The organism is Streptomyces sp. NPDC107654, from assembly GCF_055639035.1.
Genome location: NZ_JBVKBI010000001.1, coordinates 590,702 through 609,063, shown reverse-complemented (window position 1 = coordinate 609,063; position 18,362 = coordinate 590,702). Strand labels below are relative to the sequence as shown.

General features: G+C 76.2%; 12 protein-coding genes. 5 read left to right on the top strand and 7 right to left on the bottom strand.

Translation table 11 applies throughout. The features are described from left to right. Window positions 1–32 precede the first annotated feature (32 nt). From ACZ7N4_RS02735 to ACZ7N4_RS02720, 4 genes are read right to left on the bottom strand one after another with little or no spacing between them, the layout of a single operon-like run. On the bottom strand, window positions 33–4,079 hold the full coding sequence (locus ACZ7N4_RS02735) for an SAV_2336 N-terminal domain-related protein (protein ID WP_471352995.1): 4,047 nt from the start codon (window positions 4,077–4,079) through the stop codon (window positions 33–35). After that, entirely contained in the window at window positions 4,069–5,106 is a 1,038-nt protein-coding gene (locus tag ACZ7N4_RS02730) for an AAA family ATPase (protein ID WP_471352992.1), read from the bottom strand. Before ACZ7N4_RS02730 ends, ACZ7N4_RS02735 begins: the two co-directional genes overlap by 11 nt. A 44-nt stretch (window positions 5,107–5,150) precedes the next feature. Then, window positions 5,151–6,965, bottom strand: a complete 1,815-nt coding sequence (locus ACZ7N4_RS02725) for a VMAP-C domain-containing protein (protein WP_471353155.1) — start codon at window positions 6,963–6,965, stop codon at window positions 5,151–5,153. Further along, window positions 6,965–7,444, bottom strand: a complete 480-nt coding sequence (locus ACZ7N4_RS02720; protein ID WP_471352990.1) for a CU044_2847 family protein — start codon at window positions 7,442–7,444, stop codon at window positions 6,965–6,967. Before ACZ7N4_RS02720 ends, ACZ7N4_RS02725 begins: the two co-directional genes overlap by 1 nt. Window positions 7,445–7,630: 186 nt before the next feature. Between ACZ7N4_RS02720 and ACZ7N4_RS02715 the strand changes: the two genes are divergently transcribed. Beyond that, the gene (locus ACZ7N4_RS02715) at window positions 7,631–11,248 is read left to right on the top strand and encodes a S8 family serine peptidase (protein WP_471352988.1); all 3,618 of its coding nucleotides are present in this window, start codon (window positions 7,631–7,633) and stop codon (window positions 11,246–11,248) included. On the opposite strand, the gene ACZ7N4_RS02710 is transcribed toward ACZ7N4_RS02715, so the two are convergent. Next, window positions 11,223–12,611 carry a carboxyl transferase domain-containing protein gene (locus ACZ7N4_RS02710; protein WP_471352986.1) on the bottom strand — a complete coding sequence of 463 codons (1,389 nt, stop codon included), beginning with the start codon at window positions 12,609–12,611 and terminating at the stop codon, window positions 11,223–11,225. The two genes, ACZ7N4_RS02715 and ACZ7N4_RS02710, sit on opposite strands and share 26 nt — an antisense overlap. Then, window positions 12,604–14,088, bottom strand: a complete 1,485-nt coding sequence (locus tag ACZ7N4_RS02705) for an acyl-CoA synthetase (protein ID WP_471352984.1) — start codon at window positions 14,086–14,088, stop codon at window positions 12,604–12,606. The genes ACZ7N4_RS02710 and ACZ7N4_RS02705 overlap by 8 nt, the downstream gene beginning before the upstream one ends. Window positions 14,089–14,264: 176 nt before the next feature. Here ACZ7N4_RS02705 and ACZ7N4_RS02700 point away from each other — a divergent pair, with 176 nt between their 5' ends. Next, window positions 14,265–15,143, top strand: a complete 879-nt coding sequence (locus ACZ7N4_RS02700) for an ATP-grasp domain-containing protein (RefSeq protein ID WP_471352982.1) — start codon at window positions 14,265–14,267, stop codon at window positions 15,141–15,143. Window positions 15,144–15,198: 55 nt separating this feature from the next. Beyond that, the gene (locus ACZ7N4_RS02695; RefSeq protein WP_471352980.1) at window positions 15,199–16,029 is read left to right on the top strand and encodes an oxidoreductase; all 831 of its coding nucleotides are present in this window, start codon (window positions 15,199–15,201) and stop codon (window positions 16,027–16,029) included. 6 nt (window positions 16,030–16,035) lie between these two features. Here ACZ7N4_RS02695 and ACZ7N4_RS02690 read toward each other — a convergent pair whose 3' ends face one another. Further along, on the bottom strand, window positions 16,036–16,593 hold the full coding sequence (locus tag ACZ7N4_RS02690; RefSeq protein WP_471352979.1) for a hypothetical protein: 558 nt from the start codon (window positions 16,591–16,593) through the stop codon (window positions 16,036–16,038). Window positions 16,594–16,735: 142 nt separating this feature from the next. Here ACZ7N4_RS02690 and ACZ7N4_RS02685 point away from each other — a divergent pair, with 142 nt between their 5' ends. Both ACZ7N4_RS02685 and ACZ7N4_RS02680 read left to right on the top strand, forming a co-directional pair. Further along, window positions 16,736–17,509 carry an IclR family transcriptional regulator gene (locus ACZ7N4_RS02685; RefSeq protein ID WP_471352977.1) on the top strand — a complete coding sequence of 258 codons (774 nt, stop codon included), beginning with the start codon at window positions 16,736–16,738 and terminating at the stop codon, window positions 17,507–17,509. Beyond that, entirely contained in the window at window positions 17,506–18,354 is an 849-nt protein-coding gene (locus ACZ7N4_RS02680) for an SMP-30/gluconolactonase/LRE family protein (RefSeq protein WP_471352975.1), read from the top strand. The genes ACZ7N4_RS02685 and ACZ7N4_RS02680 overlap by 4 nt, the downstream gene beginning before the upstream one ends. The last annotated feature ends 8 nt before the right edge of the window (window positions 18,355–18,362 follow it).

Here is an 18,362-nt window from a genome sequence, read left to right as displayed (position 1 = left end):
GTATTTCCGGGCCGTACCGGTGTGTCGGCGGGTCACAGCGAGCGCGCGGCCTCCAGCAGCGGCTCCAGCGACGCGACGGTCACCTCGCTGCCGGCCTCCCGCAGACCGCGCCGCCCGGCCGCGCCGGGCGCGTACCCGATGAAGCGCAGGCCGAGCTGCTGGGCGGCGGTGACCTCGGCGACCGAGGAGCTGATCAGGACCCCCGAGCGGGACGGCGTACCGCGCACCCGCAGGGCGCGCAGCAGGCAGTCCGGGTGGGGCGTCAGCAGGCTCAGGTCGTCGCGGCGGCCGTGGATGCCCGCGAGCGGCAGCCGGTAGGGCTCCAGATAGCGGTGGACGGCCTGCGTGCACACGTCCGTCACCACGCTCACCCGGCGGCCGGACCGGTGCAGGGCGCGGACGAGCGCCAGGGAGCGGTGCGTCGTGGGCGCGTCCGGCACGGCCCGCAGCTCCAGCTCGTCGAGGCGCGCCCGCAGCAGCGGGCCGAGCCGGTCGTGGGCGAAGGCCCGCAGCAGGTCCAGCGGGTGCGGGAACGCCTCCTGGCCGGGTGCGCCCGCCACCGGCAGCGGCCGGCCCGCCAGGGCGGCCTGCGGATCGCGGTGGTCGGACACGACCGACAGCAGGTCGAGCACGGCCTCCCGCGCCGTCTGCGCCGGGAACAGCCGGGCCAGCGGCCCGTCGAAGCCGACCAGTACCGTCTCCGCGTCGCCGAGCAGTGCCGACAGCCGCCGCCGCGACGGCACCGGCGGCTCCGCCTCCGGGGCGGGCGCCCACTCCGGGACCAGCTGCACCGTGTACGACACCGCGAGCCCCGGCACCGGCCAGCCGTCCACCCCCGCGTTCACCGCCCGCTGGGCCGCGCCCGCCCGGCGCAGCGGATAACGGCGGGTGACCGGGGCCGCCGCGGCCCGCAGACGCTCCAGCAGCAGCCCGCGGACACCGTCGGCCTCGGCGCGGACGAACGCCACCGGGTCCTCGACCCGCCAGGACAGCTTCACCGCGGCCTGGAACGCGCCCTTCCCCGAACTCGGCAGGGACACGATCTGCCGGGCCTCGTGCGGGGCGAGATCCACCGAGTAGTACGTCTCCGGACGCGGCGGACGCGTGCCGTACGGCTGGATCGGGTCGAGCAGCGTGAGCGGGCCGCCGGGCCGGGTGTGCACCACCGCCGTACGGCCCGGCGTGGGCACGCCCAGCTCCCGAAGGTCGTGCGCGATGAACGGCCCCTGCACCAGGTCCCGCTCCCCGGCGTCCGCCGGCCCCGCCCCTGGCAGGCAGTACCAGGCGGCCGGCGGGCTGTCCGGGGCGCTGTCGCCGAACACCGGCCGGAACCGCGGGGAGCGCCGGGCGGCGGAGCTGGCGGCGAAGTCGTCGTACAGGGCGGGCGGTACGACCACCACACAGTCCGCCGCCGCCTCAGGCGGCCGGGCGGACGGCTGCCCGAACGTCACCCGCAGCCGCGGCGGATCGGTCAGCCGGGTCAGCGCGTGGGGCAGCTCGCGCAGTACGGCGACGAGAACGGGCAGCAGGTACGCACCCGGCTCGGCCCGCACCAGGTAACCGTCCGGCCGGACCTCCACCGCGTACTGCCGGGGGCTCAGCGAACCACGCGAGAGGATCTCGTGCACCGCGGCTTCGAGGGTGATCCGGGCTTCGGGGCGGCCGGTGAGGTCGTCGGCCGTGAAGTGGATCTCGGGGCGGCCGACGGGGGCGTCGGCCGGGGAGGGCGTTCCGGTGGAGTGCGCGGGGCTCTGGGCCGGGGCCGGGGAGCGGTGCCGCGAGTACCGGGGCAGGTCGCGGAGCCGGCCGGCTCCGCGTAGTTGGGCATCCAGCCGGCCGGTGAGCAGGTCCGCCACGGCCGCGTCCAGTTCCTCGGCGAGCCGTGGCGGAACGGACAGGCCTTCACCGGGGAGCGACAGCTGTTGTGAGCCGGCCGGGCCCCGGTGCATGGTGCGCACGAGCTGCCCCAGCGCGTACAGGGTCTCGGCGAGGTCGGCAGCGCCCGACGTCCTGATGTCGAGGCAGGTGAGGACCGGCCCGTCGGGGGTGAGGACGATGTCCGACGCGTCCAGCCGGCCGAGCGGCCGGCCGTGCGCGCCCAGGGCGTCCACGGCTTCCACGAGCGGGGGGACGACGGCGACGAGTTCAGCGGGGGGCAGGCCGTGCGGTGCCTTCGCGAGCCGTTGGCGCAGGCTGCGTCCGTCGACGAACTCCCGGACGATGTAGGGGACGTCGCCCTGGACGCCGTGGTCCGTGACCGCCGCGACGCGGGGATGGCGGACGTCGCCGAGTCGCCGGGCGATGTCCGGGAAGCCGTCGCGCAGCCCCTGCGGCAGGTGCCGGTACCGCCGCACCAGGACCGTCTTGTCGTCGTCCTGTGTGTCCGCGGCCAGCCAGTCGGTGCCCTGGGTTCCCGTCGGCCGTGTCAGCCGGTACCGCCCCGCGAACAACCCGCCCGGGGCCCCGTCGGACAGGCCGGCCGCCGACAGCCGTCGCACGCTGTCCTCGCTGAGCGTGGCGAACGGGTCGGCCTCCGCCGCCGTGGCCGCCCCGCGCGCGGACGGGACCACCGCGCGGAACTCGCCCGGGGCGCGGCCCGCCCGGTGGTCGATGAACTCGCCGATGCGGTCGAGGAGTTCGCCGGTGCGGTGGCGTTCGGTGCGGGGCAGGCCGAGGAGGAGCAGCTCGCGGACGCCGTCCCGGAAGGCGTAGGAGCCGGGCGGACCGCCCGGATCGGTGGTGAGCATGCCGCTGAGGATGACCTCGGCCAGGTGCCGGGGCCGCGGATCCGGTGCGACCGCCGCCTGGACCAGCCGCATCACCGGCAGGTCGGGGCGGCCCACCGCGAGGTGGCCGGCCAGCCGCACCGCCTCGGGGGACGCGGTCGCCCGGAACCGCAGGACCAGCTCCTCGGCGGACAGCAGCCCGACGTCCGTGCGGTCCTCGGCGTCCCCCGGCAGCGGACGGCCCAGCCGGGCGGCGGCACCGGGGATCTCCGCTCCGCCCTGCGTGGTGAGCAGCGCCGCCCAGTTCGCCAGCCACCTCGGCTCCGGCTCCAGCACGGGCAGCGGGACGGTGGCGTCCGCCACGGTGAACTCGTCCGTCTCGGGCCGCTCGTACGGCGTGAACGCGAGCGCCGCCGTGGGCGCGGCGGGGTGCGGGGCCGACAGGGTGCCCGGACTGGTGGGCAGGGCCGTGTTCCGCCACAGGTGCTCCGGGAGCGGCTGTACGACGGCCAGGGGCATCCGGCGTGCCCAGCGGTGCAGGGTGGCGTACCACCGGGTGCCGGCGGGGCCCTCCCGCCACTGCGGGCCCATGCAGTCGCTGATCAGCAGGGTGACGGTCCGGCCGTCGGCGGGAGCGTGCGGGTCGGGTCCGTGCACGGTGCCGTCGGCGGCGGCCCGGTACAGGGTGACCGTGCGGAACGCGCCCGACTGGGCCAGCACCGTGTGCAGTTCGCGGACCAGGGGGCGCCAGACCGGCATCGTGGGCCCGGCGTCGTACACCAGGTTCAGGCGCAGCCAGCGCTCCCGGGCGGGGCGCAGCACCGGCAGCCACCAGGCGGGGTCGGCGCCGAGGCGGGCGATGCGGTCGGCGGTCGCCGGCTCGTCCAGTTCCCGGCCCACGGGCGCGTCGGTGCGGCGTGCCAGCGGGCGCAGCGCGCGTTGCAGCGCGAGCGGGTGGCGCAGCATCGGCGGCGCGGGGGCCAGCAGCGGGCTGTGGGGCCGGTCTCCCGCCGGTCCGGGACGGCGGGAGGGCAGGTGGAGGGGGACGCGGGACGGCGGCCTGGTGGCGGGGCGGGCTTCGGGCGGCGGGGTGCGTTCCTTCGGGGGCGGGACCGGTCCGGGCTCCAGCGCCGTCTCCCGGGGCTCCGGGGGAACCGGTTCGGGGGGTGTCCCGTCGGTGCCGTCGGGTGTGCCGCCGGCCGCCTCCATCTGCCGGGCCAGCCAGAGCAGTTCGGCCAGTTCCCGGGGGCTCGGACGCACCCCGTGGGCCGCCGCGGCCAGGATGTCGGCCAGGCGGACCAGCGGATCCGGGGAGCCGGACGGTTCGGCGGCCTCGGCGGGGTCAGAAGACATCGGACTGTGTCGTCGGCCCCAGGTACGGCATCAGCTGCTCGGCGAGCCGGTCCAGGGACTCGGCGTCCAGGTCGGCGGAACGGGCCAGGTAGATCGCGTTGAGGAGCTGGTCCGTGGCCAGGTCGCCGACGCCCGACCGGGACAGGAAGCGCTCGATCAGGGTGCGGGCGTACGCGTCCGGCTCGCCCAGGTGTGCGCGGACGATCTCGGCGAGGTGCCGGTCGTCCGGCTGGCGCAGGTGCAGCGTGACGCACCGGCGCAGGAAGGCGGGCGGGAACTCGCGCTCGCCGTTGCTGGTGAGGACGACGAACGGGAAGGTCCGGCAGCGCACCCGGCCGCGGGCCACCGGGACCCGCTCGTCCGTGCCGTCGGCCAGCACCTCGGCGACACCGTCCGGCGTGAGCCGCGAGGCCCGCACCAGCTCCGGGATCTCGTACTGGCCCTCCTCCAGCACGTTCAGCAGGTCGTTCGGCAGGTCGAGGTCGCTCTTGTCGATCTCGTCGATGAGCAGCGCGCGGGGACGGCCGTAGGGCAGCAGCGCGGTGCCGAGCGGACCGAGACGCAGATGGTGCTCGATGCCCGACCGGTTCTCCGTGCCCCCCGTGTCCGCCGTGCCCTTCGTGGCCTCCTGCCGGGCCGCGTACAGCCGGGAGAGCGGGTCGTACTGGTAGAGGCCGTCGTGGAGGGTGCTGCGGCTGGTGATGTTCCAGCGCAGCACCGGGCCGAGCCGCAGCTCCCGGGCGACGGCGTACGCCAGCGAGGACTTGCCGGTGCCGGGCGGGCCGGTGACCAGCAGCGGACGGCGCAGGTACAGGGCCGCGTTGACCAGCTGGACCGTCTCCCGTGTGGCCTGGTACGTCTCGGCGCGGTGGGTGCGGTCGGGGGAGACGGCGGAGGCGTCGGCGGCCGCGTCCGGCGCCGGGAGCACCGGACCGCCGTCGAAGGCCCGCCAGGGCGGCGGCGGGGGCAGCTTCGTGATGCCGTCGTGCGGCTCGTTCGTACCGGTGTAGACGGGCCACAGGGGCATGGGCTCTTCTTCTCCGTGGGGGGGCGGTTCGGTCGTGCGGTCGGTCAGGCGACGGGCGAGTGCAGGCTCGCGGTGGTCTCGGGGAAGCAGCGCGGGTCGTCCCACAGCAGCTGGAGGTCTCTCGCCCAGTGCCGGTCGGGTTCTTCGGCGGCGTCCGCGGTGAGCCGCAACGACAGGATGTGCCGGGGGAGTTCGGCGGGCGGGACACCGGTCACCGAGGCGGTGAGCTGGTCGAGGAACGCGGCACCCGGGCAGGACGGCTCCCCGGCGGGCGGATCGGGGCAGGGGGTGTCGTCCTCGTGGCCGGGGCAGTCGGAGCCGGTGCGGGGCCACAGCAGGACGGGGACGGGGACGTGGAGGCCGACCTCGAAGTGCTGCCGGGCCGCCGTGGGCGGGGTCGCGAAGCCCGCCAGCCCGGCTTCGCCGTCCCAGAGCCGTTTGCGCAGGCTCTGCGGTCGCTCCCGGGTGCCGCACTCGACGCGGTGCACCTCGACCGCCCCGCCCGCGTCCAGTCTCTGCCACTTCTTGCGCAGCTGGTGGCGCAGCCGGCCGCTGTGGTGGCGGGCACGGTCGGTCACCACCAGGGGGTAGGCGCAGCCGAGGGGCGTGCTGTCGTCCGCGCCGCACTCCCAGTGCGCCACCGCCTCGTTGAGCCACTCGCGCGGCAGGACGAACGTCACCAGTTCGTCGGCGTCGGGCGCGAGGTGGGCCACGGCCTCGTCGATGCGGTTCTGGACGTAGGCCCGCACCGCGTTCCGCGGCAGCCGGCGGGCGCCCACCGGGCGGCGCCGGCCGTCGCGGTACGCCGACACCTCCACGGTGACCTGGTCGGGACCGGCGCCGCTGTGGTCGATCTCCACGACGACCGGGGACCAGGCCGGCGTGTCGGACGCCGCGGGGGCCGAAGGGACCGCCGTCGGGGCTGCCGCGTCGGGGGCCGGCGGGGCGGCCGGGGTCGGGGGAGCCGTCGGGGGCGAAGAAGCCGCCGGGCCCGCCGGGGACCGTAACGCCGTTTCCCCGTCGAGCAGTTCCCGGAGCCGGTCGGCGAACCGGGTCACCGCTCCCGGGTCCGGGACCTCGCCCTGCACATAGGCGGCGGCCGCCCCCAGGGAGGGGAAGCCGCCCGGGGGCAGGGGCGGCCCGAAGGGGCCGACCGCGTCGACGTACAGCCGGTTCGGGTCGCACACCCGCTCGGACGCGGCGGCGGCCCGGCGCAGCAGGCCGTCCAGCCGGCCGCGGGCGTCGTGCCGGTGGCCGGGGCCGGGCACCAGCTCGCCCAGCGCGGGCCAGTACCGGGCCATCACGTCCGGCGGCAGCATGCGGCCCTTGCGTACGTCCGGCGTGTCCGAGGCCGCGGTGACCATGCCGGCGACCCTGCCGTCCGGCAGCGTCGCCGCCGCCCCGCTGAACCCGCCGACGAGCGGCTGCCCGTGCCCGTTCCACGCCACCAGCTCCAGCCACTCCCCGGCGATCAACTGACCGGACACCGCCTGGTACTCGGCGAGGGTGCCCTCGTCGTAGCCCTCGGGGAAGCCGTACGCGATCAGTTTGGGGTACGGCTCGGTGTACGCGGCCTGGGGCGGCGCGAATCCGGCCGGGGCGAGCGGGACATCACGGTCCAGTTCGAGGACGGCGACATCGCCGGGGTCGGTGACCGCGCCCGCCCAGCCGCCGTGGACGACGACGGAGGCGGTCAGCTCGCCCAGCCCCCGGGCGTTCGGGAAGGACACGGTGACCGCCGCCCGGTCGCTGCACCGGACGACATGGGCGCAGGTGAGCACCCGGCGGCCGGTGATCAGGAAGCCGGCCCCCACCTCGTGGCCGCAGGCGATGCGGGCGTGCCAGGCGGCGCTGTGCATCACCGGTCGGCGGCCTCCGGGCCGGGCACGGCCGGCGCCGGCACACTCTGCCCGGGTACGGCCGGCGCGGTCCGGTCGGGTACGCCCGGCCGGGACTCCCCGGACGCGGCCTGCTCCGGCTGCCGCCCCGGCGACCAGCTGAGCTTGACGACGAGGTGGCCCTCCGCCGAACCCTTCGCGATCACGGCACCGGCCTCGGCGGACAGCCGTACGCCGAACTCGATCTCCACCGCGTCGGGGCGCAGACTGCCGTCCCGGAAGACCCGCAGCGCGGCCGCCGCCGCCGCGCGGACGCCGTCCAGCGCGCCCTCGAAGGTGCGCGCGGCCTGCGCGGGTCCGTCACCGCGCGAGACGAGGCGGGCACCCGACCGGGTGGTGCCCGCGCCCTCCACGACGACGAGCGCACCGTCCTCGGTCCTGAACTCCACCAATCCGTCCATCGCGGTGCCCGCTCCCCCGTCGTACCTGACCAGTGACACCGCCCATGTTACGGACGGTGCCGACGGTGTCACATGTTCGGCGGTGCGCGGCGGGACGTCCACCGGGGGTGGCGAAAACCCGCCAGGGCGCCTTTCCGTCAGTTCCGGTCAACTCACCTACAGAAGAAGGCGCCTCACACTCGTCCCAGCACTCGACGCACTCGACACGGACGAGAAGAGGCGTGGATGAGCACAGGACCAGTCAGACGCGGGGCGGCCCTGCTGGCGGCGGGACTGGTGAGCGCCCTGCTCCCGGCCGGCCCGGCGGTCGCGGCCCGGCACACGCCCGGCCCCGGACCCGGCGGCCGCGACACCGCCACCGTCACCCTGGTCACCGGCGACAAGGTGACCGTCACCGGCCTCGGACACGGCAGAGGGACCGTCACCGTCCAGCGGCCGCGCGGGGCCACCGGCGCCGTCCGGACCCAGCGCAGCGACGGGGACCTCACCGTCGTACCGGACGAGGCGCTGCCGTATCTGCGCGCCGGCACCCTGGACCGGCGGCTGTTCGACGTCAGCGGGCTGATCCGGCAGGGGCTCACCGACGCGGAGTCCGACGCGCTGCCGCTCATCGTGACCTACGACAAGGGCGTACGGGCCGCGACCCCGGCCGGCGCCGAGCGGACCCGCGCACTGCCCAGCCTGCGCGGGACCGCCGTGGCGGCCGGCAGGGGCCGTACCTTCTGGCGGTCGTTCACCCGGACGCCCGGCATCGACAAGGTGTGGCTCGACGGGCGGGTCTCGGCCGAACTCGCCGAGAGCAACGGGCAGATCGGCACGGCGGCGGCCTGGGACGCGGGGCTGACCGGCAAGGGCGTCACCGTCGCCGTCCTGGACACCGGCGCCGATCTCGGCCACCCCGACCTCGCGGGCCGGGTGAGCGCGACGAGGAGCTTCGTGGAGGGGCAGGAGGTCGCCGACCGCAACGGGCACGGCACCCACGTCACCTCCACCGTCGGCGGCAGCGGCGCCGCCTCCGACGGCCGGGAGAGGGGTGTGGCACCCGGCGCGGCCCTCGCCGTCGGCAAGGTGCTCGGCGACCAGGGCTCGGGCAGCGAGTCACAGATCATCGCCGGGATGGAGTGGGCCGCCCGGGACGTGCACGCCCGGATCGTCTCCATGAGCCTGGGCTCCACGGAGCCGAGCGACGGCACCGACCCCATGGCGCAGGCGGTGAACACCCTCTCGGCACAGACCGGCGCGCTGTTCGTGGTCGCCGCCGGCAACACCGGCGCCCCCTCCTCCATCGGCTCGCCCGGTGCCGCCGACGCCGCCCTGACCGTCGGCGCGGTGGACTCCGCCGACCAGGCGGCCCCCTTCACCTCGGCCGGCCCCCGGTCCGGTGACGCCGCCCTGAAACCCGACCTGGCCGCCCCCGGCGTCGACGTCCTCGCCGCCCGCTCCCGGCTCGTCCCCGGCTCGGGCGCCTACACGTCCATGAGCGGTACGTCGATGGCGACGCCACAGGTCGCGGGCGTCGCCGCGCTCCTCGCCGAGCAGCACCCCGACTGGACCGGCGGGCGGCTGAAGGACGCGCTGATGTCCACCTCGAAGCCCCTGGACGCCTCCGCCTACGTGCTGGGCGCGGGCCGGGTGAGCGTGCCGGACGCGGTGCGCGCGGCGGTCACCGCCACCGGCAGCGCCGACCTCGGCTTCCACACCTGGCCGTACGACGTGAACCGGCCGGTCACCCGGACCCTCACCTACACCAACTCCTCCTCGGAGCCGGTGGAGTTGAAGCTCGCGGTGCGGGGCGCCCCGGCGGGTGTCGCCACCCTCGCCGACGACACCCTCACCGTCCCCGCGCACGGCACCGCCTCCACCACCGTCACCGGTGACGGCTCGACGGCACCGGTGGGCGAGACCAGCGGACGGATCACGGCCACCGACCCGGCCGGAACGGCGGTCGCGCACACCGTGTTCGGGCTGGTCAAGGAGGAGGAGCGGTACACGCTCACCGTCCACGTCAGGGACCGTGCCGGCGCGCCCGCCGCCGCCGGCCTCACCGTGCGGCGGCTCGCCGCCGGCGCGGACCCCGAGGCCGCCCGCGTCGGCGAATCCGGCACACTCAGACTGCGGCTGAGGCCCGGCACCTACTCCGTCGCGTCCTTCCTCGACGTGCGCGGCAGCCACGGCGCCGACTCCCTCGGCCTCGGCTTCCTCGCCGCACCCGAGATCACCCTCGACCGGGACCGCGAGGTCACCCTGGACGGCCGCGCGCTGCGGGAGGTCCGCGCGAAGGCCGGCCGGCGCACCGAGACCCGCCAGCTCGTCATGGAGTACGACCGGACGGCGGACGGCACCGACCTGTCCGAGGCGGTCCAGGTGCCCCCCACGTACGACAGCGTCTTCGCCGCGCCCACCCCGAAGGTCACCCGCGGCGGCTTCGAGTACCGGACCGTGTGGCGGCTGGCGAAGCCGCTTCTGGAGGTCAGGGGCGTCGGCGAGGCCACCGTCCAGCCCGGCGGCACCCTCGTCGAGGGCCGCAGCAGGCTCCCGCTGGTGGACGTGGGCGACGGACCCGTCACCGGGGTGTCCGGAAAGGCCGTGCTCGCCCGCCTCGGCGACGGAGCCGACCCGGCCGCGCTCGCGCAGGCCGCGCAGGACGCCGGAGCCCGGGCCCTGTTCGTCACGGACGACGCGCCCGGCCGGCTGACGGCCTGGTGGGGCACCGACGACAACGCTGACCGGCCGCTGCAGATCGCCACCGTGAACCAGGCGGACGCGGCCCGCCTCAGGGCGGCGGGCCGGGTCGACATGACCGGCACGGCCGACCCGCCGTACGTGTACGACCTCTCCGAGGGCCACCGGGGCGCGGTCCCGGACCGGGACCTGACCTACGCGCCCGGCCACCGGCAACTCGCCGCCGTGCACGTGAGGTTCCACGCGGCGCGCCCGCGACAGGGCGGCGAGTTCCGGTACTCCCTCACCGACACGTTCCCCGTCGGCCTCGGCTTCCAGGAGCGCGTCGCGCTGCCCGCCGAGCGCACCGACTACGTCTCCACCGGCCCCGGCCAGCTGTGGCACGAGTCCGTCACCACCGCCGACGGCGCGCTGGAGGAGCGCAGCGGGCTCGTCCGCTACACCGGCGGCACCCGTCCGGTGCTGAACTGGTTCCGTCCGGTGTGGCACCCCTGGCTGGGCAGCGGACTCGGCTGGGGCCAGCAGCGCGCGGGGAACCGGATCCGGCTGAACGTGCCCGGCTGGGGCGACTCCGGGCCCGACCACACCGGCTTCGGCGACGTGTGGAGCGAGGACAGCGGAATGCGCCAGACCACCGCCGTCGACCTCGACGGCGTCCTGGTCGACCGTCGGACGGGTTCCGCCGCGTACGTGGAGGACGCGCCCGCCGACGCGCACACCTACCGGGTCGTCACCGACACGGAACTCGACGCCGGCCGGTGGCCGCTCGCGACCCGGGGACACACCGAGTGGACCTTCCGCTCGGCCGCCACCCCGGAGGACCACTGGACGTACCTGCCGCTGGTCAACCTCGCCTACGACCTCGACACCGACCTCGCCGGCACGGTGCCCGGCGGGCGTCGCGCAGGCGTCGGGTTCAGCGCGCGGTACGTCGCCGGGGCCGCCGGAACGGGCACGCTCGGCGGGGGGAGGCTGGAGGTGTCGTACGACGACGGCGCGACCTGGCGGACGGTCCCCCTGACCACCGGCCGCGGCGCCTCCTGGCGGGGCACGCTGACCGTGCCGCGCGGCGCGTCGTCCGTGTCGCTGCGGGCCTCGGCCCACGACGAGAAGGGGGGATCGGTGACGCAGGAGATCATTCGGGCGGTGGGGGTGAGGTGACCTGCGGCCGGGGAGGGTCCACGCGGTCCACGACGCCCCGGATCACCCCCAGTTCCACCAGGTCCTGGGGGCGGATGCGGAGCTGGTCCGCGGTCGGCCGGACCTCCTCCGGCCCGCGCTTCAGGATGGCGGCGGCGAGCTCCGGGGCGATCACCGAGAAGTAACTGTCCGGTGTGGCCCAGGTGTTGCCGGGCGCGGCCAGCGCGAGCGCGCCGCCGGATCCGCCCTCGCCGATGACGAGGGTGGTGACCGGCACCCGGGCGGCGGCCACCGCGCCGAACACCTCGGCGATCGCCGGGCCGGCGCCCTGCCGCTCGGCGTCCGCGTCGTTCGCGGCGCCCGGGGTGTCCACCAGCGTCAGCACGGGGATGCCGAGCCGGTCAGCGAGCCGGATCAGCCGGGCGGCGGTGCGGTACCCGGCGGGGCGGGTCGCCGCCCCGGTCTGCGCCGCGTACGCCACGGTACGGCCGTCCCGCTCGCCGAACCCGCACAGCATCCCGCCGGGGTCGGTGCCGCCGCACCGGTCCCCGCCGAGCGGGAGCCGGTCGGTGAAGTAGGCGTCCAGATAGGCGTGCGCCCGTGGCCGCGCGGCCGACCGGGCCGCCTCGACGGCCGCCCACCCGCTCCCGGGCAGCCCGCCGGGTCCGAGCGCGCGGGGCACGGGGGCGGGCGCCGGTTCCGCGGGTGCCCCGGCCAGCAGCCGCAGCCACCGCCCGAGCACGTCCTTCAGCTCGGCCGGTTCCACCGCCGCGTCCGCCGAACCCGCCGCGACCTGCGCCTCGGCCGTGTACGCGGCCGGGTCGGCGTCCGGTGGGCGGACCCGGGAGCCGGCGAAGCCGACCTGGGCGCCGGGCAGGGCGAGGACGATGTCCGCGTCGGCGCCGAGGGTGGCCCAGCCGCCGCCGGTCGTCGGGTCCCGCAGGACCGCGATCCGGGGCAGTCCGGCCTCCCGGGTGAGCGCGGACTGCCGGGCCACCCGCTGCAGCTGGGTCAGCGCGAGCATGCCCTCCTGCATACGGCTGCCCCCGGTCGCGATCAACGGCACGACCGGCAGCCGGTGTGCGCGGGCATGGGTGTACGCCGCCTCCAGCCGGTCCCCGGTGCGCTCGCCCAGCGAGCCGCCGAGGAAACCGAACTCGAAGGCGATCAGGACGGCCCGGGTGCCGTCGACGCTCGCGGTGCCGCACACCACCGACTCCTGCTCGCCGGTGCGCGCGGCGGCGCGGGCGCGCGAGGCGTCGTAGCCCTGCCAGCCGAGGGGGCCGTCCGGGCGTGACCGCCCGGACGGCGGGAGGAGTTCGCGGAAGCTGCCCGCGTCCGCGAGCAGCGCCAGCGCCTCCCGTGCCGAGAGCCGCTCAGGCATCGGCGAGGGCCCGCTTCATGATCTTGCCCATGTCGTTGCGGGGGAGGGCCTCCAGGTAGCGGACGACGCGCGGGCGCTTGTGCGGGGCCAGCCGCCGGGCCACGTGATCCGCCAACTCCTCGGCGGCGGGCGGCGATCCGGGATCGGCCGGGACGATCCAGGCCACGATCCGCTCGCCCAGGTCGGCGTCCGGCTCCCCGGTGACCGCGGCCTCCCGCACCCCCGGGTGCTCCAGCAGCGCGTTCTCGATCTCACCGGCCCCGATCTTGTAACCCCCGCTCTTGATCAGGTCGGTGGCCTTGCGCCCGACGATGCGGACGTAGCCGTCCGGCTCGCGCACCGCCATGTCGCCGGTGCGGAAGAAGCCGTCGGCGGTGAACGCGGCGGCGGTCGCGTCGGGCCGGTTCAGGTACTCCGTGAACAGGTTCGGGCCGCGCACCTGGATCTCCCCGACGCTCTCCCCGTCGTAGGCGGTGAGCTCCGTGCCGTCCTCCTCCACCAGCCGCAGCTCCACGCCCGGCAGCGGCACGCCGACCGTGCCGGCCCGGGCCTCGCCGTCGGCCCGCACGGCGGTGTTCATGAGCGTCTCCGTCATGCCGTACCGCTCGACCACCCGGCGCCCGGTGGCCGCCGCGATCCGCTCGTGGTCGTGCACCGGCAGCGCGGCCGAGCCGGAGACCAGCAGCCGGGCCCCGGCGAGCGCCTTGGCCAGCTCCGGATCGCCGGGCAGCGCCTCCGCGATCCGGTGGTACATCGTCGGCACCCCGAACACCATGGTCGCGCCGTCGTTCAGCTCGCGGGCCACGCCCTCGGGGCTGAACCGGCCCAGGTGCCGGACCGAGCCGCCGCGGCGCAGCGGGCCGAGGACGCCCAGCACCAGTCCGTGCACGTGGAACAGCGGCAGCCCGTGCACCAGTACGTCGTCGGCGGTCCACCGCCAGGCGTCGGCGAGCGCGTCCAGGGTGGTGGCGAGGGCACGGCGGGGCAGGACCGCGCCCTTGGGCGGGCCGGTGGTGCCGGAGGTGTAGACGACCAGCGCCGGGTCGCCGTCCGACGCCCGCTCCTGCGGCACGGCCCCGGATGCGGACGCGTCCACGTCGATCCGCGGCAGGTCGCCGAAGACGGGCGGCAGGTGCGCACCGGGCGCGGCGAGCACCAGGGCCGGCGCGCTGTCGGACAGGATGTGCGCCAGCTCCTTCTCGCCCGACTTCGGGTTGAGCGGCACCGCGGCCACCCCGGCGAGCAGCGCACCGGTCACCGCGACGGCGGTCTCCAGCTCCGGCACGGCCCACACGGCGACCCGGCCGGAGCCCTCGATGCGGGCGGCGAGGGCACCCGCGGCGCCCGCGAGCGCGCCGTACGTCAGGCTCCGTGGCCCGAACCGCAGGGCGACCCTCCCGCGGACGTCGCCCGGGGGGACCCCCGTCTCGCTGCGCTCGGCGGGGCCGCCCGTCAGGGCGGGGAAGAGGGAGGACACGGGGCGTACTCCTTACTGTCGACGGTGCCGACCGGGGACGACAGCACCCTTCCTACACCAGGAGCCGTGCCCCGACGACCGTGCCCCGGACCGGCGGTGACCGCGGCCCGGCCCCCCGCGCTTGTCAGCCTCACAGCCGCGCCACCCTCGAACCCCCGTACGACAGGGAGCCCGACGTGTCCCGGACAGCCCTCGCCACCTACGACCCCGGAGCCGAGCCGGGCAGGGACGCCGATCTGCCGCTGCTGGTGCGGGCGCTCACGGACGCCGGTGCCGAGGCGGAGGCCCGGCACTGGGACGACCCGGCGGTGGACTGGGGCGGCTACGACCTGGTCGTCATCCGCTCGACCTGGGACTACAGCCGGCGGGCCGCGGAGTTCGGCGCCTGGGTGGACCGGGTCGGCGCGCTGACCCGGCTCGCCAACCCGGCGCCGGTGGTGCGCTGGAACGCCGACAAGCGCTACCTCGGCGACCTGGCGGCGGCCGGTGTGCCCACCGTCCCCACCCGTTACGTGCCGCCCGGTGAGCCGCCCGGCCTGCCCGTCGACGGGGAGTTCGTGGTCAAGCCGACGTCCGGCGCGGGCGCCCGCTTCGCCGCCCGCTACACACCCGCCGAACACGACACGGCGGTACGGCACCTGGCGCGCATGCACGCGGAGGGCCTCACCGCGATGGTGCAGCCGTACATGCCCCGCATCGACGTCGGCGGCGAGCGGGCGCTGCAGTTCTTCGGCGGCCGGCTGCTGCACGCCGGCCGCAAGGGCGCCGTCCTCGCGCCCGGCACCCCGTACGGCGCCGACAAGGTGGCCCACCCCCGCCTGGCGCCCTGGCAGCCCACCGACGCCGAACTCGTCGTGGCGGAGAAGGCGTTGGCGGCCGTGCCCGGCTCTTCCGGGCTGCTGTACGCCCGCGTCGACCTGGTCGACGGCGACGACGGAGAGCCCCGTCTGATGGAGCTGGAACTGGTGGAGCCGAACCTGTTCCTGTGGCTGCACCCGGACTCGCTGCCGCGCGTCACACAGGCGGTCCTGGCGGCGGCCGAGGACTCCGCCTAGCGTGTGTCCGTCATGCACGTGATCATCAAGGCGCAGCGGTCGAACGGGAGTTGACGTGGAGAAGGTCTGGCTGGTGACCGGGGCGAGCAGCGGCTTCGGGCGGGCGATCACCGAGGCGGCCGTCGCCGCGGGCGACCTGGTCGTCGGCGCGGTCCGCCGTCCGGAGGCCCTGGACGACCTGGTGGCCGCGCACCCGGGCCGGGTCGAGGCGGTGCGTCTGGACGTCACCGACCCGGCCGCGGCCGACACGGTGGTCCGGGAGGCCGTGGACCGGCACGGCCGGATCGACGTGCTGGTCAACAACGCGGGCCGCACCCACGTCGGCGCGGTCGAGGAGACCACCGACGCGGAGCTGCGGGACCTGTTCGACCTGCACTTCTTCGGGCCGGTGGCGCTCGTGCGGGCCGTGCTGCCGCACATGCGGGAGCGGCGCTCGGGCGCGATCGTGCAGATGAGCAGCATGGGCGGGCGGATGTCCTTCGCGGGCTTCGGCGCCTACAGCGGCACGAAGTTCGCGCTGGAGGGCCTCTCCGAGGCGCTCGCGGACGAGGTGGCGGAGTTCGGCATCAAGGTGCTGATCGTGGAGCCGGGCGCGTTCCGGACCTCGCTGTTCGGCGCCGGCCGGTCCGGGGCCAGCGAGGACAGCGGGGTGTACGCCAAGGTGAGCGGCACCCGGGCGGCCGTGGCCGGCGGCGACGGCGGCCAGCCGGGCGACCCGGCCAAGGCGGCGGCCCTGATCCTGGCCGCGCTGGAGGCCGAGCGGACCCCGCTGCGGCTGCCGCTCGGGGACGACGGGGTGAGCGCGGTGCTGGCCCACCTCGACCGGGTCCGCGGGGAGGTCGTGGAGTGGGAGAAGCGGACCCGGGCGACGGGCTTCGACGCCTGATGCCCCTCAGGGCAGCACCGCCGTCCGCTGGAGCAGCCCCCAGGTGAACTCGGCGACGACCTGCCGCCGTACGCCCTCCCGGTCGGGGGCGGTGAGGGCCAGGCCCCACCGGGTGGGGGCGGTGCCCTCCAGCGGGCGGGCCGGAGGGAAGGCGCGGGCGGCCTCGTCCACGGTGCAGGACCAGGGCGTCAGGTCCTCCAGGGTGCCGAGCGGGGGTGCGGGCGCGCCGGGCGCCCGTACCAGCCACTCGTTCCAGACCCCGCCGTCGGGCCCGACGAGCACCTCGAAGCGCAGGCCCGGCCAGAGCGGCAGGGCCCACCGCCGGGCCTCGCAGACGGCGTCGCCGAGGCGGCGGGGCACGACGGACTCGGGCGCGCCGAGGACGGACCGGTACCGGGCCGCCGCGCCCCGGGCCCGCGGCGAACGGACCATGGCCTGCCACCGCCTGTTGGCCTCCCGCATGTCCGCGGCCGACGCGCCGAGCCGCCGCCGGGCCTCCTCGACCAGACCCGGATTGTGGTCGGCCATGCGGCGCAGCAGCACCAGCTGGAAGTCGAGGTCCATGGCCTTAGTGGTGCCCGCAGCCACGGGGCCCGTGCCCGACCCATTGCCCGCACCACCCGCCGTGACTAGCCTGTGTTCGTCATGCCGATCGTCTGTTGAAATCTCGAACGCAGACGCCAGACCGTAAGGGAGGGGGCCGGACGTGGGACGCCTCGTGCCTGCCGTGACCCGGGCTCTCGACATTCTTGAGCTGTTCCTCGACGGGGACGGGACGCTCTCCGCCCCCGACATCGTGCGCAGGCTCCAGCTGCCGCGCACCACCGTGCACGAGCTGGTCACCACGCTCGCCGCACGGTCGTACATCGTGCAGGTGCCCGGACAGCCCGGACGGTACCGGCTCGGCGTACGCCCGTACCAGCTCGGCAGCCGCTACGCCGAGCAGCTCGACCTCGCCGCCGAGGGCCAGCAGGTGGCCCGTTCGGTCGCCGAGACCTGCGACGAGACCGTCCACGTCGCCATCCTCGAAGGCACCGACGTCATCTACATCGCCAAGGTCGACTCCACGCACGCGGTCCGCATGGTCTCCGCCGCCGGCCGCCGCCTCCCGGCCCACTGCACGTCGGTCGGCAAGATGCTGCTGGCCTCCCTGTCCGAACCGGAGCTGGCCGCGCGGATCCCGGACGGCGCCGGGCTGGCCGCGATGACGCCCAACAGCATCACCGATCCCGCCGCCCTGCGCGAGACCCTGGCGGAGATCCGGCGGCGGGGGATCGCCGTCGAGAACCGCGAGTCCAACCCGGACGTCTCCTGCGTGGCCGCCCCGGTCCGCGACCGCACCGGCCAGGTCGTCGCCGCCCTGTCCATCTCGGTGCCGATGATCCGCTGGAGCGAGGACCGCCGGGCCGAACTGGAGCAGCTCGCCGCGAAGGGCGCGGCGGAGCTGTCGGAGCGCCTGGGCCACCGGAGCGCGGCATGACGGCGTACGAGGTCGCGGTACGGGCGGAGGCGGCGCTCGGCGAGGGCCCCACCTGGGACCCGGCGACGGGCCGGCTGGTCTGGCTGGACATCCTGGGCATGCGGCTGCACACCTACGACCCCTCCTCCGGCCGCCGCACCCTGCGGACGACACCGCAGCACATCGGCGCCGCCAAGCCCCGGGCGGGCGGCGGCCTGGTGCTGAACCTGCGGGACGGCGTCGGCCTGCTGGACCCCGACGACACGTTCCGCTGGCTGCACCACGAGCCGGTCCCCGGCCGCCGCGCGAACGACGCCGCGGTGGCCCCCGACGGCTCCCTCTGGGCGGGCACGATGCGCTACGACGAGGCACCGGGAGGCGGCACCCTCTCCCGCCTGACGGGGGACGGAGCGGTGACGACGGTCCTCCCCGACGCCGCCGTCAGCAACGGCACCGGCTGGAGCCCCGACGGCCGCCTCATGTACTACGTCGACTCCCCGACCCGGCGCGTGGACGTCTTCGACCACGATCCCGACGGCACGGTCCGCGACCGCCGCCCCCTGGTGGAGATCGAGGAGGGCGCCGGCTTCCCCGACGGCCTCACGGTCGACGCGGAGGGCTGCGTGTGGGTGGCGCTGTGGGACGGGGGAGCGGTACGCCGCTACACGCCCGCCGGCGCCCTGGACCGAGTGATCACCTTGCCGGCCCCGCGCACGACGGCCTGCGCGTTCGGCGGCGCGGACCTGACCGACCTGTACGTCACGACGGCCCGCACGGGCCTGACCTCCCCGCACCCCCTGTCGGGCTCCCTCCTGGTGATCCCCGGCGCGGGCCGGGGACTGCCCCAGCCCGCCTTCCAGGGCTGAACCCCGTC